At 70.7% G+C, this 23221-nt stretch carries 21 protein-coding genes; 4 read left to right on the top strand and 17 right to left on the bottom strand.

All coding sequences use genetic code 11. From position 1 onward, the window contains the following. Positions 1–288 precede the first annotated feature (288 nt). The 3 genes from LXT12_RS22785 to LXT12_RS22795 form a co-directional block, all read right to left on the bottom strand. Positions 289–939 carry a phytanoyl-CoA dioxygenase family protein gene (locus LXT12_RS22785; protein ID WP_233394598.1) on the bottom strand — a complete coding sequence of 217 codons (651 nt, stop codon included), beginning with the start codon at positions 937–939 and terminating at the stop codon, positions 289–291. Between the two features lie 77 nt (positions 940–1016). Continuing rightward, the gene (locus tag LXT12_RS22790; protein ID WP_233394599.1) at positions 1017–1751 is read right to left on the bottom strand and encodes a substrate-binding periplasmic protein; all 735 of its coding nucleotides are present in this window, start codon (positions 1749–1751) and stop codon (positions 1017–1019) included. A gap of 146 nt (positions 1752–1897) precedes the next feature. Continuing rightward, complete coding sequence (locus LXT12_RS22795; protein ID WP_233394600.1) at positions 1898–2134, bottom strand: hypothetical protein; 237 nt, start codon at positions 2132–2134, stop codon at positions 1898–1900. 6 nt (positions 2135–2140) lie between these two features. On the opposite strand from LXT12_RS22795, the gene LXT12_RS26805 reads away from it, so the two are divergent. Beyond that, positions 2141–2266 (top strand): hypothetical protein, encoded by a 126-nt coding sequence (locus tag LXT12_RS26805; protein WP_255763750.1) that lies wholly within the window; start codon positions 2141–2143, stop codon positions 2264–2266. A 67-nt stretch (positions 2267–2333) separates the two neighbouring features. On the opposite strand, the gene LXT12_RS22800 is transcribed toward LXT12_RS26805, so the two are convergent. Together LXT12_RS22800 and pbpC are read right to left on the bottom strand one after the other, a co-directional pair. Next, on the bottom strand, positions 2334–3476 hold the full coding sequence (locus LXT12_RS22800; protein ID WP_233394601.1) for a response regulator: 1143 nt from the start codon (positions 3474–3476) through the stop codon (positions 2334–2336). A 58-nt stretch (positions 3477–3534) separates the two neighbouring features. Next, on the bottom strand, positions 3535–5955 hold the full coding sequence (gene pbpC / locus LXT12_RS22805) for a penicillin-binding protein 1C (protein ID WP_233394602.1): 2421 nt from the start codon (positions 5953–5955) through the stop codon (positions 3535–3537). 58 nt (positions 5956–6013) lie between these two features. Between pbpC and LXT12_RS22810 the strand changes: the two genes are divergently transcribed. Both LXT12_RS22810 and LXT12_RS22815 read left to right on the top strand, forming a co-directional pair. After that, positions 6014–6310, top strand: coding sequence for a type II toxin-antitoxin system Phd/YefM family antitoxin (locus LXT12_RS22810; protein ID WP_233394603.1), 297 nt, complete (start codon positions 6014–6016; stop codon positions 6308–6310). Then, positions 6307–6726: a type II toxin-antitoxin system VapC family toxin gene (locus tag LXT12_RS22815; RefSeq protein ID WP_233394604.1), complete on the top strand. Its 420-nt coding sequence runs from the start codon at positions 6307–6309 to the stop codon at positions 6724–6726. The genes LXT12_RS22810 and LXT12_RS22815 overlap by 4 nt, the downstream gene beginning before the upstream one ends. A 19-nt stretch (positions 6727–6745) precedes the next feature. On the opposite strand, the gene LXT12_RS22820 is transcribed toward LXT12_RS22815, so the two are convergent. The 4 genes from LXT12_RS22820 to LXT12_RS22830 all read right to left on the bottom strand — a co-directional run bounded on the left by LXT12_RS22820 (position 6746) and on the right by LXT12_RS22830 (position 13564). Further along, the gene (locus tag LXT12_RS22820; RefSeq protein ID WP_233394605.1) at positions 6746–7132 is read right to left on the bottom strand and encodes a YfeK family protein; all 387 of its coding nucleotides are present in this window, start codon (positions 7130–7132) and stop codon (positions 6746–6748) included. Between the two features lie 46 nt (positions 7133–7178). After that, positions 7179–12362, bottom strand: coding sequence for an alpha-2-macroglobulin family protein (locus tag LXT12_RS22825; RefSeq protein WP_233394606.1), 5184 nt, complete (start codon positions 12360–12362; stop codon positions 7179–7181). A gap of 86 nt (positions 12363–12448) precedes the next feature. Next, the gene (locus LXT12_RS26810; RefSeq protein ID WP_255763751.1) at positions 12449–12580 is read right to left on the bottom strand and encodes a hypothetical protein; all 132 of its coding nucleotides are present in this window, start codon (positions 12578–12580) and stop codon (positions 12449–12451) included. 81 nt (positions 12581–12661) lie between these two features. Continuing rightward, positions 12662–13564, bottom strand: coding sequence for a helix-turn-helix domain-containing protein (locus LXT12_RS22830; RefSeq protein WP_233394607.1), 903 nt, complete (start codon positions 13562–13564; stop codon positions 12662–12664). A gap of 101 nt (positions 13565–13665) precedes the next feature. On the opposite strand from LXT12_RS22830, the gene LXT12_RS22835 reads away from it, so the two are divergent. Further along, complete coding sequence (locus tag LXT12_RS22835) at positions 13666–14592, top strand: DMT family transporter (RefSeq protein WP_233394608.1); 927 nt, start codon at positions 13666–13668, stop codon at positions 14590–14592. Here the strand turns inward: LXT12_RS22835 and LXT12_RS22840 are convergent. The 8 genes from LXT12_RS22840 to LXT12_RS22875 all read right to left on the bottom strand — a co-directional run bounded on the left by LXT12_RS22840 (position 14519) and on the right by LXT12_RS22875 (position 22990). Next, positions 14519–15520, bottom strand: a complete 1002-nt coding sequence (locus LXT12_RS22840) for a branched-chain amino acid ABC transporter permease (protein WP_233394609.1) — start codon at positions 15518–15520, stop codon at positions 14519–14521. The two genes, LXT12_RS22835 and LXT12_RS22840, sit on opposite strands and share 74 nt — an antisense overlap. A gap of 119 nt (positions 15521–15639) precedes the next feature. Further along, a complete protein-coding gene (locus LXT12_RS22845; RefSeq protein WP_233394610.1) occupies positions 15640–16527 on the bottom strand; it encodes a branched-chain amino acid ABC transporter permease in 888 nt (295 codons plus the stop codon). 115 nt (positions 16528–16642) lie between these two features. Continuing rightward, a complete protein-coding gene (locus LXT12_RS22850; protein ID WP_233394611.1) occupies positions 16643–17848 on the bottom strand; it encodes an ABC transporter substrate-binding protein in 1206 nt (401 codons plus the stop codon). 23 nt (positions 17849–17871) lie between these two features. Beyond that, the gene (locus LXT12_RS22855) at positions 17872–18585 is read right to left on the bottom strand and encodes an ABC transporter ATP-binding protein (protein ID WP_233394612.1); all 714 of its coding nucleotides are present in this window, start codon (positions 18583–18585) and stop codon (positions 17872–17874) included. Positions 18586–19260: 675 nt separating this feature from the next. Continuing rightward, positions 19261–20031, bottom strand: a complete 771-nt coding sequence (locus LXT12_RS22860; RefSeq protein ID WP_233394613.1) for an ABC transporter ATP-binding protein — start codon at positions 20029–20031, stop codon at positions 19261–19263. Between the two features lie 60 nt (positions 20032–20091). Further along, positions 20092–20937 (bottom strand): alpha/beta fold hydrolase, encoded by an 846-nt coding sequence (locus tag LXT12_RS22865; protein WP_233394614.1) that lies wholly within the window; start codon positions 20935–20937, stop codon positions 20092–20094. Then, entirely contained in the window at positions 20934–22019 is a 1086-nt protein-coding gene (locus LXT12_RS22870; RefSeq protein ID WP_233394615.1) for a branched-chain amino acid ABC transporter permease, read from the bottom strand. The genes LXT12_RS22865 and LXT12_RS22870 overlap by 4 nt, the downstream gene beginning before the upstream one ends. Then, positions 22016–22990: a branched-chain amino acid ABC transporter permease gene (locus LXT12_RS22875; protein WP_233394616.1), complete on the bottom strand. Its 975-nt coding sequence runs from the start codon at positions 22988–22990 to the stop codon at positions 22016–22018. Before LXT12_RS22875 ends, LXT12_RS22870 begins: the two co-directional genes overlap by 4 nt. Between the last annotated feature and the right edge of the window lie 231 nt (positions 22991–23221).

Here is a 23221-nt window from a genome sequence, read left to right on the forward strand (position 1 = left end):
CGAGCGGCACCGCCACGTGCGCCGCGGTTTCCTCCCTCGAGGCTTGTTCAACACCTGCCCTCTACTGGGTGTCGTTCGCACCACCGGCATGTCGCGCGGGCAGGTGTCGAACAAACCTAAACGATTGCCGCCCTTCGTCGGCGCCTTGGCTAGACGCAGCACACCCAAAGTCGAATGAATCGGATGACGTCTCTGCGGAGCAGATGCAGGAATGTCATCTGTTGCTCCCGTGGAATCCGCGCTGCCCTGTCGAGCGCTTCGACAACCTGCCTCGGACCGGCTCGACCCTCACCACACCAGCCCATGCGGCAGCTGTGCCGGCCCGAACACGAAATGCAGCACCCTGCGCCGGCTGGTGCCGCAAGCCTTGGAGGAGGCGTGCAGGGCCAGGGGACGCATGAGCAGGGCGTCGCCGCGCCGGGCTGGCACGGTGACGCCTTGCGCCCTCCCCAATTGCACCGCCCGCTCGGGGTCGACCCGGCCCAGCCGGTGTGACGCGGGGACGATCCGCAGCGGGCCGTCCTCTGGCGAGCAGGGGTCGACGTGGATGCGGACCGCGAGCAGTTGCGCGAGCACGGCGTCGGGAGGCTGGACGAACCAGGCGCCTTCCTTCTCGCTCCAGCCCGAAAGGGCCGGGTGGTCGACGCGGCCTGCGACGGGGATGCTGAGGTCCTGGTGGATGGGCACCAGCCAGTTCCTGGCGGCGGATTTCTCGAAGAAGGTGCATTGGATGGCCCGTGCGCGAGCCGGCAGCGCCTTGCCGATTTCCGGGTGAACCATGACCCTGCGTGCCAGCGCTGCGCACCAGTCCTCCTGCAGCAGGCGCCTCGAACCGACGCCCGGCGCCGCGCAGGCGTCGAGGGCTTGCGCGACCTGGCCGCACTCCGCGTCGCTCAGCAGCTTCGGAACGAGAACGAAACCGTCGGCGGCGAGCGTCATTTCCAGGCCCTGGGCATCGGCATGCCTGGAGCATAGCGAGCGGCCGCCTCCGTCCGGGTGGCCCGCGGGCCCGCCCTTCACATGAAGCCGCGCTCGATGGCCTGCACGCGCTCGCGCACCCTGGGCTGCTGGAGCTGGCCGTCCAGCGCGTCCAGCCAGGGCTGGGCCTGGGGCAGTGCCTTGCGGATGCCGAGGTGGAAGGGCACGGCTGGCGCCACGAAGGGCGCCGGCGCAGAGACGATGGCCTGGTGCAGGTTGAGCTTGCGCAGCCGCCACAGGGTCACCAGGGGCGAGAGCACCACGTGCACGTCGACATGGCCGCTCAGCACCATGCGGTAGGAGGCGTCGTGGCTGGTCACCCACTCCACGTTGGGGAAGTCCGCGAACTGCTGTTCGGCCCATTGGTTGCCGCGCTGGTCGACGAGGCGGAATGCCTTGAGGGCGTCCCGTGAGGTGAGCTGCTCCAGCTCTCGGCGCCGCGGGTGGGCGGCGCTGAAGAAGAGGTGCGGCTCCAGCGTCACCACCGGCACGCGGTTGAAGAGGGCGTAGCGCCGGCGGTCGTCGGAGGCGAAGGTGCACAGCGCGTCGGCCTGGCCCGATTCGACCCGCGACTGGGCCCGCCGCCACGGCCGCGCCGTGTGCTCCAGCCGCAGCCCGGGCAATGCCAGCCCGAAGGCCAGCTGCAGCACCTGGGGCAGCACGCCCAGCACCGCGCCTTCGGGCGCCTCGGTGTAGGAGTACGGGGCGTAGTCGTCGTTGTAGCTGACGCGCAGCAGGTCGCCGCCGGCTCGCGCTGCCAGGGGGGCGCCCATCCATGCGATGCAGGCATGGCAGGCGGAACGGCGCGAGAGCTTGACCATCGACGGGGTTCCGGCTGTGGAACTGGCGCGGATGGTATCGGCTGCGGTGCCGCGGCGCACCTTCCTCGACGGTCCAGTGGAGGCTGCCGGCGGGCGTGTCAGCGCGGCTTGTGCAGGCAGCGCCGGGCGCCGGTGCGTCGGCGGGAGCGGCGGCTTTCGCGAGCAGCGCGCATCAGCCGCAGCGCGAGGTCGCCCGCCCGGTCGAAGGCGATCAGCGGCGCCTTGGCCCAGGCCTCGGGTTGCGCGTGAACCTGGCCTGCGGGCGGAATCGCGCGGACGTCAGCGCCGAGTTCCTCGCCCTGGGCGATGCCAGCAAGCACCTGCAGCAGCTGCACGCCGGCTTGATTTATGTGCCGGTCAAGAACGTCGAACTCGGCACCGAGTTGATCTGGGGGCGTCGCGTGGCCTGCTCGGGCCCGCGGGGAACCCTGGGGCGGCTCGACCTGGTGGCGCGCTACGCCTTCTGAGCGGCGGCGTGATCCCCGTCAGCGCCGCGGCGTTGAAATGCGCTCGAACGGCCAGCCAGGCGCGCCCTCAGGCCGGCACGCGCACGGCCAGGCGGGCGGCTTCGATGGCGGCGATCAGCGCCTCTTCGGAATAGGGCTTGCCCAGCAGCTGGGTGACGCCGGCAGCGCGGGCCTCGTCCTGCTTGTCGTCGGAGGAGGTGATCATCAGCACGGGCAGCTCGGCCGTCGCGGCGGCGGCCCGCACCTGGCGGGTCAGCTCGAAGCCGTCGATGCCGGGCATCTCGACGTCGGTGATGAGTACGTGCGGACGCTCGGCCGCCATCAGCTCCAGGGCCTGCTCGCCGCTGTCCGCCAGGGCGACGCGGTAGCCCTGGCCGGCCAGCAGGCGGCTGATCTTGACGCGGACGATCTTGGAGTCGTCGGCGACCAGCACCAGGGTCTCGTCGGCGCGCAGCTCGCGGGTGGCGGCGGCGCGGGCACGGGCTTCGGCGGCCTGGCGTTCGGCCTCGGCCGCCGCCTCGGCTTCGCGGGCCGCGGCCTCCCGTGCAGCGGCTTCCCGGGCGGCTTGTTCAGCGGCCTGGCGCTCACGTTCGGCGCGCGCGGCGGCTTCGGCGGCCTCGCGGGCGCGGCGCTCGGCATCGGCGCGTTCCTGGGCGAGGCGGGCCTCGGCGGCTTCGGCCGCCTGCCGGGCGGCCTGGGCTTCCCGCTCGGCCTGCTCGGCTTCCTCTCGGGCCCGGCGTTCGGCGTCCAGGCGTTCGGCTTCCCGCCGTTCAGCCTCGGCGCGTTCCTCGGCCAGCCGGCGCGCCTCGTCGGCCACGGCCTGCTGGCGTTGGGCTTCGGCCCGGGCTTCGCGCTGGAGGGCTTCTTCCTGCTCGGCGCGGGCGCGCTCGGCTTCCAGGGCGGTTTCGGCGGCGCGCTGCTCGGCCAGGCGCTGGGCCAGGCCGGTCTCGATCTCGCGCATGTGCTCGGCCTCGGCCCGGGCCGTCTGGCGCTCCAGTTCGGTGGCCACGCGCTGGGCGCGCGAGGCATGCTCGGCCTGCTCCAGGGCCATGCGCTGGGCTTCGCGGCGCGCAGCGGCGTCGCGGGCGCGCTGCTGGCGGCGGCGGCCCAGCCACAGCAGAAGGACGACCACGCCCACGGTGAGGGCGCCGGCCAGGATCCAGGTCAAGGGCTCGTTCATCGTCGTGTAGGGCCGCGCGGCACGCGGCAATCGCGCATCATCACGCGCGGCGGTGTCAGCTTAGCGAAGACGGCAGTGTCTTCGCGCCTCAGAGGGCTTGAAGCGTGCCGGAAGTCCCGTTCCGGGCCATCCCGCCCGCCGCGGCGGGGCGCCTCGGCGCGGGCAGGGCCTGCACCTCGAAGGGCAGGCGCACCCAGCGGCCACGCCCGTCCATGGCGGTGAGGGCATGGGAGCCCTCGCGGGTCAGCGTGAGCAGCTGGCTCGCGCCGGGCTGTTCGCTGCTGCCGATGAACTGGCCGTCCAGCAGCCAGGTGACGCCCTGGCTGGCGCCCACCGCCTGCAGGCGCAGGCTGATGCTCGCCTGGCCGGGGGTGGGCCGCAGCACGCTGCCGGGCTCCAGGCCGACGATGCGCAGGCCCGCGGCGGCCGGCGTCGACGGCACGCAGCCGGGGCGCCAGGGCAGCAGCTCGACGGGGTCGCGCTCGGCGGTGTCGAGGAAGGGCTGCAGCAGCGTCGGCCAGCGGGCGACGTCGTGGCGCACGGCCTGGTCGTCGCAGTCGGGCCGCACGCGCTCGCGGCCGGCGCTGCCGTGGGTCCAGGCCGCCTCCACGAGCCCGGTCGGCCGGAGCCGGTCGGGCAGCGTGGGGGGCACGGCGCCGTCCAGCGTCCAGGCGGTGCGCCGCTTCAGGCACTGGCCGGGGGGCGTGGCGGCCTCGGCGCCGCCCAGCGGCCAGCAGATGGGCACGGCGCTCACGCTGGCGGGCTGGTGGCGCGGGCCGAGCTGTTGGCGTGCGTCGCTGGGGCCGAGGGCAGCCGCGAGGTCGCGCAGCAGCGGTGCCGCGGAGTTGGCGCCGAAGTGGCCGGGGTTGGGCGTGCCGTCGGGCCGGCCGATCCAGACGCCGAAGGTGTAGCGGTCGGTCACGCCCAGGGCCCAGGCGTCGCGGAAGCCGAAGCTGGTGCCGGTCTTCCAGGCCACGCGCTGGCTGCTCTCGCGAAAAGGGTTGCCCGGCCGGCCGCCGCTCTCCAGGATCTCGCGCACGATGAAGGCGGCGCCCTCGCTCATCAGCCGCGCCTCGGTGGCGGGCTCGGCCGGCGTAAGCCGCGGCCGACCCGCCAGCCCGCCGCGCGCCAGGGCCGTGTAGGCGCCGACCAGCTCCTCCAGCGAGGTGCTGCCGCCGCCGAGGATGAGGCTGAGGTTGGGCGCCGCGTTGGCCGGCATGCGCAGCCTCAGCCCGGCATTGCGCAGCCGGCCGGCGAAGCGCTCGGGGCCGAGGCGGTCCAGCAGGTCGACGGCGGGCACGTTGAGAGAGCGCTGCAGGGCCTCGGCCACGCTGACGGGGCCGGAGAAATCGGCCTGGAAGTTGCCGGGCGCATAGCCGCCGAAGTTCTGCGGCGCGTCGATGAGCAGGCTCTCGGAGTGGATCAGGCCTTCGTCCAGCGCCATGGCGTAGAGGAAGGGCTTGAGCGTGGAGCCGGGCGAGCGGTGGGCCTGCACCATGTCGACGTGGGCGCCGCGGCGGGCGTCGTTGAAGTCGGCCGAACCGGCATAACCGCGCACTTCAAGGGTTCGGTTGTCGACGACGAGCGCGGCCATGGAGGCGGCGTCGGGCAGGGTGTTGAGCCGGTCGGCCAGCAGTTGCTCCAGCCGCGCCTGCAGGCCGGCGTCCAGCGTCGTCTGGATGACCGCCTCGGAGCGGCCGGCGCGGCGCGCCTGCTTGCGCAGCCGCTCGGCGGCCAGCGGGGCCAGCCAGCGGGCGCGCAGCGGCGGGGCGAAGACGCGCTCCAGCTTGGCGTCGGCGACGTCGGCGGCGCTCCAGACGCCCAGGGTCTGCATGCGTGTGAGCACCTTGTCGCGGGCCGCCTGGGCCGCGGCCACGGCGCGGTCGGGCCGCAGCCGCGTGGGCGACTGGGGCAGGGCGACGAGCAGGGCCGCCTCGGCCTGCGAGAGCTCGGCCGCGCCCTTGCCGAGGTAGGCGCGGCTGGCCGTCTCCACGCCTTCCAGCGGCCCGCCCATGGGTGCGAGGTTGAGGTAGAGGGACAGGATCTCGTGCTTGCTGCAATGCAGCTCCAGCTGCAGGGCGCGGGCGATCTGGCGCAGCTTGGCGGGCACGCTGCGGCCGGCGGCCCTGTCGTCCACCAGGCGGGCAACCTGCATCGTCAGCGTGGAGCCGCCGGAGACGATGCGCCCATGCCGCGCCCACTGCCAGGCCGCGCGCGCCAGCGCCACGGGGTTGACGCCCGGATGCCAGCGGAACCAGCGGTCCTCGTAGTGCAGCAGGGCTTCGAGGTAGCGCGGCGACACGGCCTCGGGCGTCGTGGGCTGGCGCTGCGCGCCGTCGTCGCCGGCCCAGCTGCGCAGCGGCGTGCCGTCGGCGGCGAGCACCGTCAGCGTCGGCGAATCGGCCGCGGGCGTGGGCAGGGGGAAGGCGAAGTCCAGCGCGAGGACGGCCAGCAGCAGGGCGGCGAGCGTGAGCTCGAAGCGGCGCAGGCGGGAGGCGGGCAGGCGCATGGATTGAGTCTTATCGACGGCCGGGGTATTCTAGTCAGTCTGACCAGATGGAGCGGTGATGAGCACGGCAAAACGAGACCGATCGACCCGCCCGGGGCGCCCCGGGCATTGGGTGCTGCAGGACGCCAAGGCGCGCTTTAGCGAACTGGTGCGGCGCGTGCACAGCGAGGGACCCCAGCATGTCACCGTGCATGGCCGGGACGAAGTGGTGGTGATCACGCTGGACGACTTTCGCCGCCTCAAGGGCGAGCGGACGGGGCGCGACTTGATCGAGGCCATGCAGGCTTCCCCGTGGCGCGACGCCGAACTCGACGTGAGCCGGTCGCCCATGCCGGTGAGGGACGTGGAGCTGTGACGGGCTATCTGCTGGACACCAACGTCATCTCCGAGCTGCGCAAGCCCCGCCCCGAACCGCGTGTTCTGAAATTCGTGGCCGCGCAATCGCTGGAGAGCCTGCACATCAGCACGGTGACGCTGGCGGAGATCCGCTACGGCATCGAACGTCTCCCGGACGCCGGGCGCCGCGCTGAACTGACGGCCTGGCTCACCCACGAGGTGAGGCCCCTGTTCGAGCAACGCGTCCTGCCGGTGTCGGAAGACGTGATGCTGGTCTGGCGGCTGCTCGTGGATGCCGGGCGCAAGGCCGGGCATACCTTCTCGCAGCCCGACCTCATCATTGCAGCCACCGCCGCCCATCACGGGCTGACCGTGGTGACGCGGGACGTGTCGGAGTTCGAGCACGCCAAGGTGCCGGTTCTGAACCCGTGGTGATGGCGGTGGCCGCGCCAAATCAACCGGGCTGACGAGGCGCCGACGCCGCCCGAGCCGCCCTCACCTGCAGCAGCTCCGCCTTCAGCCACTGCGCGCTTTCCACCGGCGCCTTGCCGGCGCAACGCACGAGGTAGGGCTTGCCGCTCATGCTGCTGGCAGAGGCGCCGCGCTCGATGAACTGCTCGGCGGTGCTCACCATGCCCTTGCCTTCCAGATAGTCGAGCTTCTTCAGCAGGTGGGCCTTGGCTTCGGCGCCGGCATACCAGCTGCCGTTGCGGTTGAACTCGCAGCCCGAGGACTGCAGGCGGGTCAGCAGGGCGTCGACCTCCGTGCGGGCGGTGGGCGGCAGCGGCGCGGCCTGGGCGGTCAGGGCGACCAGGAGGGTGGTGAGCAGAGGGAGGCGCATGGCGAAGTTCGAGTGTGCGTGTCGGTTCATGGCCGGCCGCGCGGCTTCACTTCTTGTCCACCACCGTGATTTCCCCTTCCGCCCTGCCCACACCGCGGATCTCGGGCCGGTACATGTCCTCGGCGAAGGTGGCCGGCACGACGAAGCGGCCCGGCGTCACCACGCGCACCAGGTAGAACAGGTCGAGCTGCGAGCCGAGCTGGGCCGCGGCGACGAAGCGGTCGTCGCGGTACTCGGTGTGGACGATGCGCTCGTTGGCGTTGGCCTGGGCGACGTTGACCCCCTCCACCGTGAACTCGCCGGCCTGCGGGCCCTGGCTGAGGTTGAGGTTCTCGATCTCGAAGCCGGCCGGGATGCGGTCCACCACCAGACCGTCCTTGACCAACTGCGTGGCCTTCACGCGCAGGCGCACGATGAACATCTCGCCGGTGGTGAACTGCCGCGCCGACACGGGCTTGCCCTCGGTCGTGAACATGGCGCGCTCGACGGCGATGCGTTCGCTGCTGGGCGGCAACGGCTTGACGGGATAGCCCTGGGCCGTGACGTCGAGATAGAGCGGCGCCGTGCCCTCGTTCTTCAGCGTCACGCCGGCCTTGAGCTGGGCCAGGTCCAGGCTCTGCTGGCCGGTGCCGCTGCCGTTCCAGGCATCGCTCTTCGCGCCGATGGCCAGCGTGGTCTTCCAGGCGTCGTCCTTGCCGGCGCCGTTGGTGGCGGCCTGCATGGCGAGGAAGAGGGCCAGGCGCTCCTGCGTGGAGTAGTAGTTGCGGCGGCTGAAGTCGTCGGCGAGGTCGAAGAGCAGGTTCTCGCGGCGCTCGTGCACGACCTTGTGGCGCAGCAGCAGCGCATAGGCCAGGGCACGGTCGCGCACGCGCGAACCGTAGTCGCCCAGCCATTCGCCCCACCAATAGTTGTTCGGGTCGGGCTGCTGGTAGCCGTAGCCGCGCTTCATGGCGTCGTCCAGGGCGACCTTGGCGCGGGCTTCGTCGCCCATCAGCTTGAGCGCCAGGCTGAGGTGCACCAGGGGCAGGGGCGACAGGGCGTTGCCACGGTGCTGGTCGTGCAGGGTGCGCAGCGTGGCCAGCGGCGCCTTCTGCTCGCGCGCCAGGATGTAGCCCATGTGGGCCGCCTCGGCGAAGCGCTGGTGGGCCATGCGCAGGGCCTCGGCGTCGTGGTAGTCGGCGAGCTGGCCCTTGTCGTTGCGGCGCGGTTCCTTGGGCGGCGTCATCTGCTGGCCGGGGCTGCGCTGGAACTGCTCGGTCAGGTTGTCGAGCGACTTCTTCAGCTGGACCTCGGGCACCGCGAAGCCGGCGTCGCGGGCGTCCTGCAGGAAGCCGGTGACGTAGGCCGACAGCCAGGCCTCGTAGGGGCTGCTGGCCGCCCACAGGCCGTAGCCGCCGCGGGCCTGCTGCATGCCGGCCAGGCGGGCGAAGGCGCCTTCCAGCCGCTTGGCGCGCTCCTCGCGCGGCACGGGCGTGAGGCCCCAGCGTTTGGCGGCCTCGTCGTCGATGAAGACGAGGGGGTAGGCGCTGGAGGTCGTCTGCTCCAGGCAGCCGTAGGGGTACATCAGCAGGCCGCGCACCTGCTCGCGGATGTCGATGGGCGGCGTGTTGGAGACGCTCAGGGAGAGCGCCGCCGAGCCGGCCCAATAGGCGTCGAGCAGGGCCTTGTCGACGGCCTGGGTGGCGCCCGGCTCCAGGCGGATGCGGCGGCTCTCGCGGGTCAGCGGCGTGACGGGCTGGACCTGCAGCGCCGCCTCGCGCACCAGGCTGAGCGGCCCGGCGCTGACGGTGAGCTTGATCGGCGCCAGGCCGTAGGCGTCCAGGGCCTCGGCCTGGAAGCGCAGGATCTGGCGCTGCTTGTCGTTCAACCGCACGGCATCGGCCGCGCCGCTGATGCGCACGGGGCCGCTCGCGCTCAGCGCCACCTTCACATCCTGGGGCGCGCCGCTGAGGTTGGTCACGTCCAGGGCGATGGTGGCCTTGTCGCCAGGCGCGATGAAGCGCGGCATGGAGAGCTCGGCCACCAGCGGCGCGGCGACGACGGTGTCGGCCTGCGTCGAGCCATAACTGTCAGCGCTGCTGACCACGGCCATCAGGCGCAGGGTGCCGTTGAAGTCGGGCAGCTTGAGGCTGATGGACGCTTCGCCCTTGGCGTCCAGCGCGACGGGGCCGCTGAACAGGTCGACCAGCAGCACCTTTCGCGGCATCGACTGGGTGTCGCGCTTGCCGGCGTCGCCGCCGAAGCGCTGCTGGGCCGTGTTGCCCTCCATCTTCTCGATGAGGCGGCCGTAGAGGTCGAGGATGTCGGCGCCGTAGCGGTGCTTGCCGAAGAAGAAATCGGCCGGGTCGGGCGTCTTGTAGTTGGTGATGTTGAGGATGCCCACGTCCACCGCCGAGACGGTGACGATGGCCGCCTTGCCCGCGAGCTGCGGCACCTTGACCCTGATGGGCAGGGTGGTGGAAGGCTGGGTCTTGGCCGGGGCCTCCAGCGCCACTTTCAGCTTGCGGTCCTCGCGGTTGAGCGGCAGGTGCACCAGGCCCAGGGCACGGGCCGGTGTCACGCGGTCGCCCTCGCTGCCGGGGCGGAAGGCGGCGACGGTGACGTAGAGGTCCTGGCGCTGCCAGGCCGGGTCGGCGCTGACGGGGATGTCGAGGTCCGTGCCCGAGGCCTTCACGCCGATGCGCCTGGACCACAGCACGCGGTCGCCCTCCACCGTGACGACGGCCTCGCCGTCGTGCGGCGGCTTGATGGTGAGATGGGCGGTGTCGCCGCCCTTGAACGGCGCGCCCTTGAGCTGCAGCTGCACGCGGTCGGGGCGGTTGCCGATGTCGTCGGCGTCCTGGGCGCCGTAGCCGGCGTAGAAGGCGTAGCGCAGGGTCTCCTGGGTCTCGGGGTCTTCGATCTCCAGGCGGTAGCGTCCCCAGCGCACGGGCAGGTTGACGGTGGTCTTGGCGGCGAGCTTGAGGCTGCGCGCCTCGACGAGTTCGTCCGTCGTGTTGAAGCCCGAATGCCAGCCGCGGCCGTCGTCATAACGCCAATACCACTGGCGTTCCTCGTAGGTGAGGGTGAGCTTCAGGTCCTTGGCGGGCTTGAAGGCGCCGGTCGGGTCGACGCGGACGACCTCGAAGCCGGCCAGGCCGCCTTCGGGCGCGACGTTGCGGTCGAACAGGGGCCGCACGCCGACGAGGGCGGCAGCCGGCCACCAGGTGCGCTCCAGGCTGCGCACCACCGGCCGGCCACCGGACTCCAGCAGGCTGAAGGCGCCGCGCACGCGCATGGGCGAGCTGCGTTCGGCGAGGTTGGCGGTCAGGGCGACCTCGGCCTTGCCTTCGGCATCCAGCTCGACGTCGGCCACGTCCTGGCGCGAGCGGGCCTTGTCGTCGGCGAAGTCGCCGAAGAGGAAGCCGGGCAGCTTCTGCGCCAGCGGGTTGGCCAGGCGCTCGGTGGTGACGGTGGCCTGCAGGCGGTTGCCGGCGGCCGGCGCACCGTAGAGGTAGTCGCCTTGCACCTGCACGGGCAGGCTGACCTCGCCGGTGAGCGGCGCCTCGGGCGCCGTCAGCGTGAGCTTCATGCGCTCGGGCAGGAACTCTTCGACCTTGAAGGCCCATTGGGCATCGGGCTGCTTGGCCGCGGGGTCGACGCGGGCCTGGACGGTCCAGCCGCCGGTGGGGGCATCGGCCGGCAGGGCGATGGACTGCTGGAAGTAGCCTTGACCAAGGGCATGTTGGCCCCCAGGGCCAGGCTTGGCCTGGCCCGCCCCCCGCGGGGGCTCAAGGAGCTCGGGGCGGCCCGTCGCTCCTTGGGCGGGCTGCACCAGCTGCTCGACGAGCTTGCTGCCATCGGGCTTCTTGACGGTGAGGGTGACCGGCAGCAGCTTGGCCGGCAGGCGGCCGTCGACGTCGCGGGACAGCACCGAGACGTTGAAGCTCTCGCCGGGCCGGTAGAGGTCGCGGCCGGCGTAGACGAAGAGCTTGCTGGAGCGCGAGGGGTGCCCGGTGGCGTCGAACTCGGAGAGGTCCAGGGCGGCGTCGCGCAGGGAGAGCACCGACATCTCGCTGCCCTTGCGGGCGATGACGGCGCGGGCCTTGTCGCTGCGGCCGGTGAAGACGGCATGGCCGTCGCCATCGGTCTGCACCTGGGCCAGGGCCTTGCCGGCCTCGTCGATGAGGCTGAGCTCGATGCCGCCTTGCGCCTTGCCGGACTTGAGCGAGGTGGTGAACACGTCGATCTGCGCGGCGTGGCGGCGCAGGTGCAGGCCGATGTCGGTGACGTAGTAGTGGGTGACCTGGTAGTCCCAGCCGAAGCGGCCGGGCTGGCTCATGACGGCGACGTAGATGCCCGGCTCCTGCAGGGCCTGGATCTTCTCGACCGGCAGGAAGCTGACGTTGCGGCGGTTGGGCCGCTCGTCGGTCTTGAAGCGGGTGATGTAGACGCTGTCGGTCATGGCGCGGAGTTCGTCCAGCACCCAGCCGCCGACGGTGCCCTTGAGGCGGCGCTGGTTGTCGCCGTAGCCGCCATAGCCGCCGTCGTAGTAGTCGCCCTCTTCGTCGGCGCTGCCGCGGTTCTCGCGCTCGCGCCGGCCGCCCACCTGTTCCAGGAAGGCGGGCAGGGATTCGGGCTTGACGCGCAGGAACTGCACGTCCACCTCGGGCGTGTTGATGCTGACGACCGGCAGGCCGCCGTTCTGGCCGGCCGGCAGCACCAGGCCGCGGCTGGCGAAGTAGAAGCTCGGCGGCATGGCCTCGCTGGCGGCGTCGCAGGTCTGGGCCGTGGCCAGCTTGTTGCCGGCGTGCGAGGCCAGCTCGGCCTTCATGGCGATGCGGTAGGCGCGGTCCGGCGTGACGTAGGGCAGGTAGAGCACGCGCGGGTTGTCGCCCAGCACCCAGCGGCCGGCGACGGGCTTGAAGCTGGCCGGGTCCGGCGGGCCGGCCTTGCTGGCGGGGTCGTTCGGGTCGGCCTTGGGGCCGGGCGTGCCCTCGGCGGCGGTGAGCAGGGCGTTGAAGTCCTGCTTGCGGTCCAGGGCCTGGGTGAACATGAGCGCGATGGCCGGCGAGCCGTCGAAGAGGCGGGCCTTGCACTCGCTGAAGGCGAAGGCCGCCTCCTCGGCGCCGATCTCGGCGCTGCTCGGCTGGCTTGGCTGCTGGCTGCGCTGCCAGCCCCACCAGCCGGCCGCCGCCGCGCCCGCCACCACCACGGCCGCCAGCGCGGCCTTCACGATCCTGGATGCCATCCTGCGTCCTCCCTGGAGTGGGCCGCAGTGTAGGCAGGCGGGCGATGCGGAAAAGCCTCAGCGGGCAGGGAACATTCCCGGGCCGCTCAGCGGCGCGGCAGCACCTGAGCCGGTGCCCGGCCGATGTCGGCCTCCTCCGGTGCGATCAAGGTCAACACGAAGCCCAGCAGTGCCGCGATGACGGGCACGGTGAACTTGAAGCGGGACGAGCGGGGCATGCATCCATGCTGAGCCACAAGCCCCGGCGGCGCGCCCCCTAACTTTGCAGTGAATGCTGACGACGTCCTGGCAGCAGGCCTTCAACGGCCGGCCAGGGCGCGGCGCAACTGGCCGGGCGTGGCGCCCGTGGCGGCCTTGACGTGGCGGCTCAGGTGGCTGGCGCCGGCATAGCCGCAGGCGGCGGCCACGTCGGCCAGCGGCAGGGCCGTCTCGCGCAGCAGGGCGCGCGCCCGGTCCAGCCGGCGGGCGGCGACCCAGTCGTGCACCGTGCAGCCCATGGATACGCGGAACATGCGCGCGAAGTGGAATTCCGAGAGGTGGGCCTCGGCGGCCAGCCGAGTCAGGCCGAGGTCGCCGCCGTCGAGGTGGGCGTCGACGAAGTCCAGCACCCGCCGCCGCGCCGGGCCCGACAGGCCGCCCGCGGCCCGTTCGGCCCGCTGCCTCTGCCGGGGGCGGGCCGCCTGCAGCACGAGGTGGTCCAGCGCGGCCTGGCTGAGCGAGTCGACGCGCAGGCGCTCGGCCGGGTCCTGCCAGTCGCGGGCGGCGACCGCCTGGGCCCAGGCCGCCAGCCGGGCGTCGGCGCCGAAGATGCGCTGCTCCAGCGTGATGGCGCGCGGCTCGGCGTCCAGCAGGCGCACGATGCGGTCCGCCCAGGCGGTGTCGGACAGGTAGAGGTGGACGAAGCGCAGCGGCCCGGCCACGTTCCAGTGCGACTCGTGCTCGGCGGGCAGGATGCAATGACAACCTGGGGAACCGGTCTCGCCCGGCGTTTCGACGAGGTGAGTGCGCCGCCCGCCCTGGAGATAGACCGACAGCGTGTGGTGGCCGGGCTTCTCATAGTCCATGCGTCCGCCGTCGTTGAACCACTGCGCCAGGCGCAGGCCGTCGGCCAGGTCGACTTCGCGCTCTCGGCGCGCGCGCGAGCGGCCGAGCACGTCGAAGACGGGCTGGTGGGCGGTGTGGCCGGCGGTCAGGTCAGGCATGCCGCCATGCTAGGGCCGGGCGGCTTGCCCCTGCCGGCGCAGGGCCGTCGATGCGCAGGAATGTGCAATCGCCTGGCCAGCCGGCGCCGCATGCTGGCGGCATGAACGCCTTTCTCTATGTGCTCGTCGTGCTGATCTGGGGGACGACCTGGATCGCCCTGAAGTGGCAGCTCGGGCCCGTGCCCATCGCGCTGTCCATCGCCTACCGCTTCGGCCTGGCGGCGTTGCTGCTGTTCGCCTGGCTGCTGTGGCGGCGCCAGCTGGTGGTGCCGCGCGGGCGGGCGCGGCTGTGGGTGCTGGCGCAGGGGCTGTGCCTGTTCTGCCTGAACTTCGTCTGCTTCCTCAACGCCAGCCGCAGCGTGGCCAGCGGCCTGGTGGCGGTGGTGTTCTCCAGCGCAGCGCTGTGGAATGCGCTGCTGGCGCGGCTGGTGCACGGCCGCGCCGTGGCGCCGCAGGTGCTGGGTGGTGGTGCCCTCGGCCTGATGGGGCTGGTGCTGCTGTTCTGGCCCGAGATCGCGAGCCAGCATGCGGGCACGTCCACGCTGGCAGGGCTGGCCTGGGCCCTGGGCGGCACGCTGTGCTTCTCCACCGGCAACCTGCTGTCGGCCGCGTTGCAGGCCGAGGGCCTGAAGCCGGTGCAGACCAATGCCTGGGGCATGGCCGTGGGCACGGCCATCCTGCTCGGCTATGCGCTGCTGGCCGGCCAGCCCCTGGCCTTCGACCCTGGCCCGAGGTATGTCGGCGCCCTGCTCTACCTGGCCATCCCCGGCTCGGTGATCGGCTTCACGGCCTATCTCACGCTGGTGGGGCGGCTGGGCCCGGAGCGGGCGGCCTACAGCACGGTGCTGTTCCCCGTGGTGGCCCTGAATGTCTCTGCCTGGGCCGAGGGCTACCGCTGGACGGCACCGGCGCTGGTCGGCCTGGTGCTGGTGATGGCGGGCAATGTGCTGGTGTTCAGGCGGCGGCGCGCGGCTTTGCCGCCCGCTTCTCCCACAGCGCCATCGCCTCGCCCACGAGGCCTCGCCTGAAGGCCAGCACGCAGACGATGAAGATCAGGCCGGTGACGAGGCTGACCGACTCGCCCAGGCTGTTGAACCAGCCGATGCCGGTCAGGTCGGCCAGCAGGTTGCCCAGGTCGCCGATCTTGTTCTCGAGCGCGATGATGACCAGGGCGCCCACCATCGGGCCGACGAGGGTGCCCATGCCGCCCACCAGCGTCATCAGGATGACGAGGCCGGAGGTGGTCCAGATGGCGTCGGTCAGCGTCGCGAAGCCCAGCACCAGGGTCTTGGTGGCGCCGGCCAGGCCGGCCAGCGCCGCAGAGAGCACGAAGGCCAGCAGCTTGAAGTGGCCGGTGTCGTAGCCGAGCGAGGTGGCGCGGGCCTCGTTCTCGCGGATGGAGGTCAGCACCTGGCCGAAGGGCGAGTGGACGATGCGGTAGATCAGCCAGAAGGCGGCGATGAAGATGCCCAGCACCACGTAGAAGAGGGCCAGGTCGCTCTCCAGGTTCAAGCCCAGGAAGCTGCCGCGCGGCACCGATTGCAGCCCGTCCTCGCCGCCCGTGAAGGGCGCCTGCAGGAAGAAGAAGTACAGCATCTGCGCCAGAGCCAGCGTGATCATCGAGAAGTAGATGCCCGAGCGGCGGATGGCCAGCAGGCCGAACACCAGGCCCACGACGGCCGCCCCGCCCATGCCCAGCAGCAGGCCCAGCGGCGTGGGCAGGCCCCAGACCTTGAGCGCATGGCCGGTCACGTAGCCGGCCGTGCCGAGGAAGGCGGCATGCCCGAAGGACAGCAGGCCGGTGAAGCCCACCAGCAGGTTGAAGGCGCAGGCGAAGAGGGCGTAGCACAGCACCTTCATCACGAAGACGGGGTAGGCGCCCAGCAGCGGCAGCAGGCCGATGCCGATGAAGAGGGCGGCGTAGCCGACGAGGGTGGTCCGGGTCGAGGTGGGCATGGGTGAGCGCTATTGCTGAAGAACACAGCCACAGAGACACAGAGGCACAGAGAGGCTGCGCGTCATCGCGCATCGTTCGGCTCTCTCTGTGGCTCTGTGTCTCTGTGGCTGTGTTGGGGTCATTTCTCTTTGCCGAAGAGGCCGGCGGGGCGCACCAGCAGCACGATGGCCATGACGACGAACACGACCGTGTTGGAGGCCTCGGGGTAGATCACCTTGGTCAGGCCCTCGACGATGCCCAGCCCCAGGCCGGTGAGGATGGAGCCGAGGATGGAGCCCATGCCGCCGATGACGACGACGGCGAAGACGACGATGATGAGGTTGGTCCCCATCAGCGCCGACACCTGCAGGATGGGCGCGGCCAGCACGCCGGCGAAGGCGGCCAGGGCCACGCCGCCGGCATAGGTCAGCGTCACCATGCGCGGCACGTTGATGCCGAAGGCCTGCACGAGCTTGGGGTTCTCGGTGCCGGCGCGCAGCTTGGCGCCGAGCGAGGTCTTCTCGATCAGGGCCCACACGGCGAAGCACACCACCAGCGAGGCCGCGACCACCCAGCCGCGGTAGTTGGGCAGGATCATGAAGCCGAGGTTGGTGGCGCCGGCGAGCTGGTCGGGCACCTGGTAGGGCTGGCCCGAGACGCCGTAGACCGAGCGGAACACGCCCTCGATGACCAGGGTGATGCCGAAGGTGAGCAGCAGGCCGTAGAGGTGGTCGAGCTTGTAGAGCCACTGCAGCATGGTGCGCTCGATGACGATGCCGATGACGCCCACGGCCAGCGGCGCCAGCGCCAGCATGAACCAGTAGTTCAGCCCCAGGTACTCCAGCCCCATCCAGGCGAAGAAGGCCCCCATCATGTACAGCGCCCCGTGGGCGAAGTTGATGATGTTGAGCATGCCGAAGATGACGGCCAGTCCGAGCGACAGCATCGCGTAGAACGAGCCGTTGACCAGGCCCAGCAGCAGCTGGCCGAGCAGGGCGGGGAGGGGGATGCCGAACAGTTCTGTCATGTCACGCGCGTCTCAGGAGAGCGAATACGCCACAGAGACACAGAGGCACAGAGAGATCGAGCACCAGGGAGAGCCCAAGGGGCTTCTCTGTGTCTCTGTGCCTCTGTGGCTGTGTTCATTTCTTCACCAGCGGGCACTTGCTGTCGGCGAGCTTGGTGAACGCCTCCTCGCCCGGGATGCGCGTCACGACCTTGAAGTAGTCCCAGGGCTCGGTGGACTCCTTGGCCGACTTGACCTGCAGCAGGAACATGTCGTGCACGCCGCGGCCGTCTTCCTTGCGGATGGTGCCCTTGGTGTAGAAGTCGTTGATGGGCGTGGCCTTCATCTTGGCGAGGACCTTGTCGGCATCGTCGGTCTTGGCCGCGTCCACGGCCTTGAGGTAGTGGCTCACGGCCGAGTAGTCGGCGGCCTGCAGCGACGAGGGCATGCGCTTCATCTTCTCGAAGAAGCGGCGGCTCCAGGCGCGGGCCTCGGGCGATTGGTTCCAGTACCAGGAGTCCGTCAGGTACATGCCTTCGGTCGTCTTGAGGCCCAGGCTGTGCACGTCGTTGATGAACATCAGCAGGCCGGCGAGCTTCATGGTCTTGGTGATGCCGAACTCGTTGGCGGCCTTGACGGCGTTGATGGTGTCGCCGCCGGCGTTGGCCAGGCCGAGGATCTGCGCGCCGGAGCTCTGGGCCTGCAGCAGGAAGCTGGAGAAGTCGCTCGCGTTGAGCGGATGCTTGACGCTGCCCTTGACCGTGCCGCCGCTCTTCTGCACGACGGCCGTGGTGTCGGCCTGCAGCGCGGCGCCGAAGGCGTAGTCGGCCGTCAGGAAGAACCAGGTCTTGCCGCCGGCCTTGGTGACGGCCGCGCCCGTGCCGTTGGCCAGGGCCACGGTGTCGTAGGCGTAGTGGATGGTGTAGGGCGTGCAGTTGGCGTTGGTCAGGGCCGAGCTGCCGGCGCCGATGGAGATGAAGGGCTTCTTCTTCTCGGCCGCGACGGTGGCCATGGCGAGGTTGGCGCCGGAGTTGGTGCCGCCGACGAGCAGGTCCAGGCCCTGGGTGTCCATCCACTCGCGGGCCTTGGCGGAGGCCACGTCGGCCTTGTTCTGGTGGTCGGCGAAGATCAGCTCGACCTTCTTGCCGGCGGCCACGCCCTTCATGTCGGCGATGGCCATCTTGATGGCCTCGACGCCGCCGGCGCCGTCGATGTCGGCGTAGACGCTGGACATGTCGGTCAGGAAGCCGATCTTGATGACGTCGCCCGAGACCTGGGCCTGGGCGCTGCAGGCAAAGGCCGCGAGGGCGGCGGTGGCGAGGGTGGTGCGGATCGCGTTCATGGTTGTCTCCTTGGGGTGTCGGTTCAAACGCTGAGCAGCTCGTCGAGCTGCGCCTGTTTGGCGGGCAGCTCGGCAGCGGGGAAGGACAGCACGACCTCGCCGTGCTCGATGACGATGAAGTGGTCGGCCAGCGGGGCGGCGAAGCGGAAGTTCTGCTCCACCATGACGATGGTGAAGCCGAGCTTCTTGAGCTCGCGGATCATGCGTGCCAGGGCCTGGACGATGACGGGGGCCAGGCCTTCGGAGATTTCGTCCAGCAGCAGGATGTCGGCCCCGGTGCGCAGGATGCGCGCGACGGCCAGCATCTGCTGCTCGCCGCCCGACAGCCGCGTGCCGGGGCTGTGGCGGCGCTCGGCGAGGTTGGGGAACATGGCGTAGATCTCGCTCTCGCTCATGACCTCGCCGCGGCGGCTCTTGAGCAGGGGCGGCAGGCGCAGGTTCTCTTCGGTGGACAGGCTGGCGAAGATGCCGCGTTCCTCGGGGCAGTAGCCGATGCCGAGCTGGGCGATGCGGTGGGTGGACAGGCCGACGGTCTCTTCGCCGTGGACCTTGATGGAGCCCTTGCGCGCGCCGGTCAGGCCCATGATGGCGCGCAGGGTGGTGGTGCGGCCGGCGCCGTTGCGGCCGAGCAGGGTGATGACCTGGCCGGGCTGCACGCTCAGGCTGATGCCGTGCAGGATGTGGCTTTCGCCGTACCAGGCGTGGAGGTTCTGGATTTCGAGGGCGGGGGTGGCCATGTCAGTGCGCGCTCGGGGTTAGGGGGCTTGGCATTGGCTGGAAGCCTTTGCGGCTTGGTGCTGTTGTTGGTTGCTTTTGCAAGGAGCCTTTGCAACCCTCTGCACCGCCGCGGGAATCCGCCCCGCGAGGGCGGGTAACTTTCTTCTGTCGGCGCCAGAAGAAAGTCACCAAAGAAGAGGCGCTCCAAACCCAGCGCCTTGATGCGTTGAATGGCGAGAAGCGCCCCGAGGCGACCCGCTTCGCTCTCGCCGCTGTCCCTATCCAGACCACCAAGCATCGGACCTTCACGCCGGTTAACGCCGGCTGCACGCCGGGCTCACCAATGAAGGCACCACATGCGCCGACGCGCCGCCCCAGCGGCGCTTGGTTTTCAATTCGTGAGCACGGCGTGCAGCCGCGCGTTAGGCGGGCTGGTGGTGGATGGATGGCACTCTGGATAGGGACAGCGGCGAGAGCGAAGCGGGTCGCCTGTGGCCGAGTCCGAGCGTAAGCGCGCCGGGGTGTCGGCTTTAAAGCGCCTCTCTTTTGGTGACTTTTCTCTGGCGCCGACAGAGAAAAGTTACCCGCCCTCGCGGGGCGGATTCCCGCGGCGGTGCAGAGAGTCGAAAGGCTCTCTGCAAAAGCAACCCGACAGCCGACGCCGCGAGTTGCGAAAGCCGCCGGACCGGACCCCATCAATGCGCCCCCTGCAACTCAGTCGCCTCGGTGCCCATGTAAGCCTCCAGCACCGCCGGATGCTTCGACACCGTCGCGTAGTCCCCCTCGGCCAGCACCGCCCCTCGCGCCAGCACCGTGATCCGGTCCGCGATGCTGGAGACCACCTTCATGTTGTGCTCCACCATCAGCACCGTGCGCCCCTCGGCCACGCGCTTGATGAGGGCCGTCACGCGGTCCACGTCCTCGTGGCCCATGCCTTGCGTCGGCTCGTCCAGCAGCATCAGCTGCGGCTCCATGGCCATGGTCGTGGCGATCTCCAGCGCACGCTTGCGGCCATACGGCAGATCCGCCGCCTTCAACGACGCCATGTCGCGCAGGTCCACCAGCTCCAGCAGCGACAGCACCTTGGCGTCCAGCGTCTTCAGGCCTGTCAGGCCCTTCCAGAAATGGAAGCTCGTGCCGGTAAATCGCTGCAGGCCGATGCGCACGTTCTCCAGCACCGTGAGGTGCGGGAAGACGGCCGAGATCTGGAAGCTGCGGATCACGCCGCGCCGGGCGATCTGCGCAGACGTCTCGTTCGTGATGTCGGTGCCCGCGAAGACGATGCGCCCGCGCGTGGGCGTCAGGAACTTGGTCAGCAGGTTGAAGCAGGTGGTCTTGCCGGCACCGTTGGGGCCGAGCAGGGCGTGGATGTGGCCACGCTGCACACGCAGGTTGACGGCGTCCACGGCGGTGAAGCCTTTGAACTCCTTGGTCAGGTCCCGGGTCTCGAGGATGTATTCGCTCATGGGCTTGAGGAGGTGCTGCGCGACTCTAGGCCCTGGCACGCCGGGGTGGGTTACGGGCATTCACGGGGTCGGGTCCGCCGAGAGGAAGCGCTCGATGAGGCCGATCTGCTCGGGCGTGTTCAGGGCCGGCGCGTGGCCGCAGCCGGGGATGAGGGCCACCGCCGCCCGCGGGCCGCGCTCGCGCATGGCCTGGGCGGTCTCGGCCGTCAGCAGCGTCGAGTCCTCGCCGCGCAGGCACAGCACCGGCAGGTCGAGCTGGTCCCAGGCGTCCCACAGCAGGTAGTCGTCGGGATGGTGCTCGAACTGCGCGACCAGGGCGGGGTCGTAGTGCGTCGTCACGCGGCCATCGGGCAGGCGGCGCAGCGAGGTCTCGGTGAGGTGGCGCCACTGCGTGTCGCTGAGGCTGCCGAAGCTGGCATAGATCTCGCGGAAGTAGGCCTCCAGCTCGGTCACCGTCGTGAAGCTCGGTGGCTGGCCGGCATAGGTCTTGATGCGCTCCAGCGCCACGGGCGCCAGTTCGGGGCCGTTGTCGTTCAGCACCAGCCGGCGGATGCGCCCGCGCAGCCGGGTGGCGGCGCCCAGCGTGCCGATGGCGCCGCCCATCGACGTGCCGACCCAGTGCACCTTCTGCAGGCCGAGCTGGTCGAGCAGGGCCTCGGCCAGCTCGACGTAGAAGCTCAGGCAGTAGTCCCGCGCCGGGTCGGGCGCCCACTGCGACAGGCCGCGGCCGGGGGTGTCGGGGCAAACCACGTGCCAGCGGCCGGCCAGGGCCTCGGCGAAGTCGTCGAAGTCGCGGCTGCTGCGCGCCAGGCCGTGCCAGGCGACGACGGCAGGCGCCGCGGCGTCGCCCCATTCGGTGAAGTGGATCTCGCGACCCAGGCAGGTCACGTAGCGCGAGCGCATCATGGGTTGCTTCTCCTCCCTCGCGCCCAGGCCGCCAGGCGCAAGCGCCCCACGATGCCGCCCGGGAAGTGGTAGACGGCCAGCACGAACAGCAGGCCCAGCCAGAGCAGCCAGCGGTCCGGTGACACCAGGGTGGCCAGCACGGGCACGCCCTCCACCGCCGCGCCGGCCCACTTGAGCAGGGCCTGCAGGTAGTTCTGGGCGACGATGAAGAGCACGCTGCCGATGACGGCGCCGTAGACCGTGCCCATGCCGCCGATGACGACGATGAGCAGCAGGTCCAGCATGATCTCCATGCTCATGGCGGTCTCGGGCCCGGTGTAGCGCAGCCACAGCGCCAGCAGGGCGCCGCCGCAGCAGGCCAGCAGCGCCGCGACGACGTTGGCGCCGGTGCGGTAGACGACGGTGCGGTAGCCGATGGCCTCGGCGCGGAACTCGTTCTCGCGGATGGCCTGCAGCACCCGGCCGAAGGGCGAGTTGACGATGCGCAGCAGCAGGACCACGAGGACCGCGACGGCGGCGAAGAGGAGGTAATAGGTCAGCAGCCGGCCGTCGAGCATGACGCCGAGGACCGGCTCTTCCATGAACTCCGTCGACGGCCGCAGTACCTCGGGCAGCTGGAAGTTGAGGCCGTCCTCGCCGCCGGTGAATTCGCTCAGTTGGGAGGCCAGGGTCATGAAGGCCGAGGCCACGGCCAGCGTGATCATGGCGAAGAAGATGGCCTTCACGCGCAGGCTGGCCAGCCCCATCGCCAGCGCCAGCACGGCACTCAGCGCCAGCGCCGCCGCGAAGCCGAGGGCCAGCGATCCCCAGTCGGGGCCCAGCCGCGTCGAGGCGATGGCGATGCCGTAGGCGCCGATGCCGACGAACATGGTGTGCGCGAAGCTGACGATGCCCGTGTAGCCCAGCAACAGGTCGTAGCTGGCCACGAGCAGGATGAAGACGAGGATCTTGGCCGCCACGTTGAGTGCCTGCGTGCCCGGGAACACGAAGGGCGCGGCGAGCAGGCCGAGGAAGCAGGCGACGAGCAGCACGGCGAGGATGCGGCTGCGCGGCAGGTCGTGGGAGAGCAGGGCGCGGATCATCTGGCGCCTACCGGGTAGAGGCCCTGGGGGCGCCACAGCAGGATGGCGACCATGAGGCCGATGTTGGAGAACAGCGCTGCCTTGGGTGCGAGGAAGCCGACGTAGTTGGCCACCAGCCCCACCAGCAGGGCGCCGACCAGGCAGCCCAGCGTCGAGCCCAGGCCGCCGATGATGATGACGATGAAGAGCAGCAGGTTGACGCGCGCGCCGATCTGCGAGTCCACGCCCTGCTGCACCAGGCCCCAGAGCACGCCGCCCAGGCCGGCGAGGGCCGAGCCGGCGACGAAGACGCCGACGAAGAGCCGCCGGATGCGGTAGCCCAGGGCCTCGACCATCTCGCGGTCCTGGACGCCGGCGCGGATGAGCAGGCCGATCTTGGTGCGGTTGAGCACGAACAGCAGCACGGCGAGCACGGCCAGGCCGATGAGCATGGACAGGGCGCGGAACTTCTCGACCGCCACGTCGCCGAGCAGGAAGATGCCGCGCAGGCTCTCGGGCAGTTCCAGCGGGATGAGGGCCGGCCCCCAGGCGGCGCGGATCAGCTCCTCGCCGATGATCATGCCGCCCATGGTGATGAGGATCTGCTTGAGGTGCTGGCCGTAGACGGGCCGCACCAGCACGCGCTCGAAGACCACGCCCACGGCGGCGGCGACGGCCATGCCGGCGGTGCAGGCGGCGGCGAGGGCCGCGAGGTTGGCGGCGACGCTGGCGCTGGTGGCCCAGGGGGCGAGGGCGGCGAGGACGGTGGTGGCGGTGAAGGCGCCCAGGGCGATGAAGACGCCGTGGCCGAAGTTGAGGACGTCCATCAGGCCGAAGACCAGGGTCAGGCCGGAGGCGATGACGAAGATGATGAGGCCCATGGCGACGCCGGCCAGGGTCAGCGTGAGCCAGGTGGTGGGGCTGCCGGTGAGGGGCAGGGCCAGGAGCATGAGCGCTGCGAGGAGCGCGAGGGGTTTGGGGTCGAGCTTCATCCGCGGTCGGTCCTGCGGGTTGCTTTTGCTTTTGCGGGGAGTCTTTCGACTCGGTGGTTTGTGTTGTTGGTAGCTTTTTCATCGAGCCTTTCGACTCGTTGCACCGCCGCGGGAATCCGCCCCGCGAGGGCGGGTAACTTTCTTCTGTCGCGCCAGAAGAAAGTCACCAAAGAAGAGGCGCTCCAAATCCGGCGCCTTGATGCGTTGAACGCCAAGAAACACCGCGAGGCG

It is taken from the genome of Pelomonas caseinilytica (assembly GCF_021353235.1).
GTDB lineage: Bacteria > Pseudomonadota > Gammaproteobacteria > Burkholderiales > Burkholderiaceae_C > Pelomonas > Pelomonas caseinilytica.

What these genes read in the sequence shown, in the direction of transcription:
- LXT12_RS22785 (WP_233394598.1), bottom strand. Translation starts at nt 939, where the DNA reads ATGACGCTCGCCGCCGACGGTTTCGTTCTCGTTCCGAAGCTGCTGAGC.
- LXT12_RS22865 (WP_233394614.1), bottom strand. Translation starts at nt 20,937, where the DNA reads ATGATGCGCTCGCGCTACGTGACCTGCCTGGGTCGCGAGATCCACTTC.
- LXT12_RS22855 (WP_233394612.1), bottom strand. Translation starts at nt 18,585, where the DNA reads ATGGCCACCCCCGCCCTCGAAATCCAGAACCTCCACGCCTGGTACGGC.
- LXT12_RS22810 (WP_233394603.1), top strand. Translation starts at nt 6,014, where the DNA reads ATGAGCACGGCAAAACGAGACCGATCGACCCGCCCGGGGCGCCCCGGG.
- LXT12_RS22860 (WP_233394613.1), bottom strand. Translation starts at nt 20,031, where the DNA reads ATGAGCGAATACATCCTCGAGACCCGGGACCTGACCAAGGAGTTCAAA.
- LXT12_RS22790 (WP_233394599.1), bottom strand. Translation starts at nt 1,751, where the DNA reads ATGGGCGCCCCCCTGGCAGCGCGAGCCGGCGGCGACCTGCTGCGCGTC.
- LXT12_RS22840 (WP_233394609.1), bottom strand. Translation starts at nt 15,520, where the DNA reads ATGCCCACCTCGACCCGGACCACCCTCGTCGGCTACGCCGCCCTCTTC.
- LXT12_RS26810 (WP_255763751.1), bottom strand. Translation starts at nt 12,580, where the DNA reads ATGCCCCGCTCGTCCCGCTTCAAGTTCACCGTGCCCGTCATCGCGGCA.
- LXT12_RS22850 (WP_233394611.1), bottom strand. Translation starts at nt 17,848, where the DNA reads ATGAACGCGATCCGCACCACCCTCGCCACCGCCGCCCTCGCGGCCTTT.
- LXT12_RS22820 (WP_233394605.1), bottom strand. Translation starts at nt 7,132, where the DNA reads ATGCGCCTCCCTCTGCTCACCACCCTCCTGGTCGCCCTGACCGCCCAG.
- LXT12_RS22845 (WP_233394610.1), bottom strand. Translation starts at nt 16,527, where the DNA reads ATGACAGAACTGTTCGGCATCCCCCTCCCCGCCCTGCTCGGCCAGCTG.
- LXT12_RS22870 (WP_233394615.1), bottom strand. Translation starts at nt 22,019, where the DNA reads ATGATCCGCGCCCTGCTCTCCCACGACCTGCCGCGCAGCCGCATCCTC.
- LXT12_RS22875 (WP_233394616.1), bottom strand. Translation starts at nt 22,990, where the DNA reads ATGAAGCTCGACCCCAAACCCCTCGCGCTCCTCGCAGCGCTCATGCTC.
- pbpC (WP_233394602.1), bottom strand. Translation starts at nt 5,955, where the DNA reads ATGCGCCTGCCCGCCTCCCGCCTGCGCCGCTTCGAGCTCACGCTCGCC.
- LXT12_RS22825 (WP_233394606.1), bottom strand. Translation starts at nt 12,362, where the DNA reads ATGGCATCCAGGATCGTGAAGGCCGCGCTGGCGGCCGTGGTGGTGGCG.
- LXT12_RS22835 (WP_233394608.1), top strand. Translation starts at nt 13,666, where the DNA reads ATGAACGCCTTTCTCTATGTGCTCGTCGTGCTGATCTGGGGGACGACC.
- LXT12_RS22830 (WP_233394607.1), bottom strand. Translation starts at nt 13,564, where the DNA reads ATGCCTGACCTGACCGCCGGCCACACCGCCCACCAGCCCGTCTTCGAC.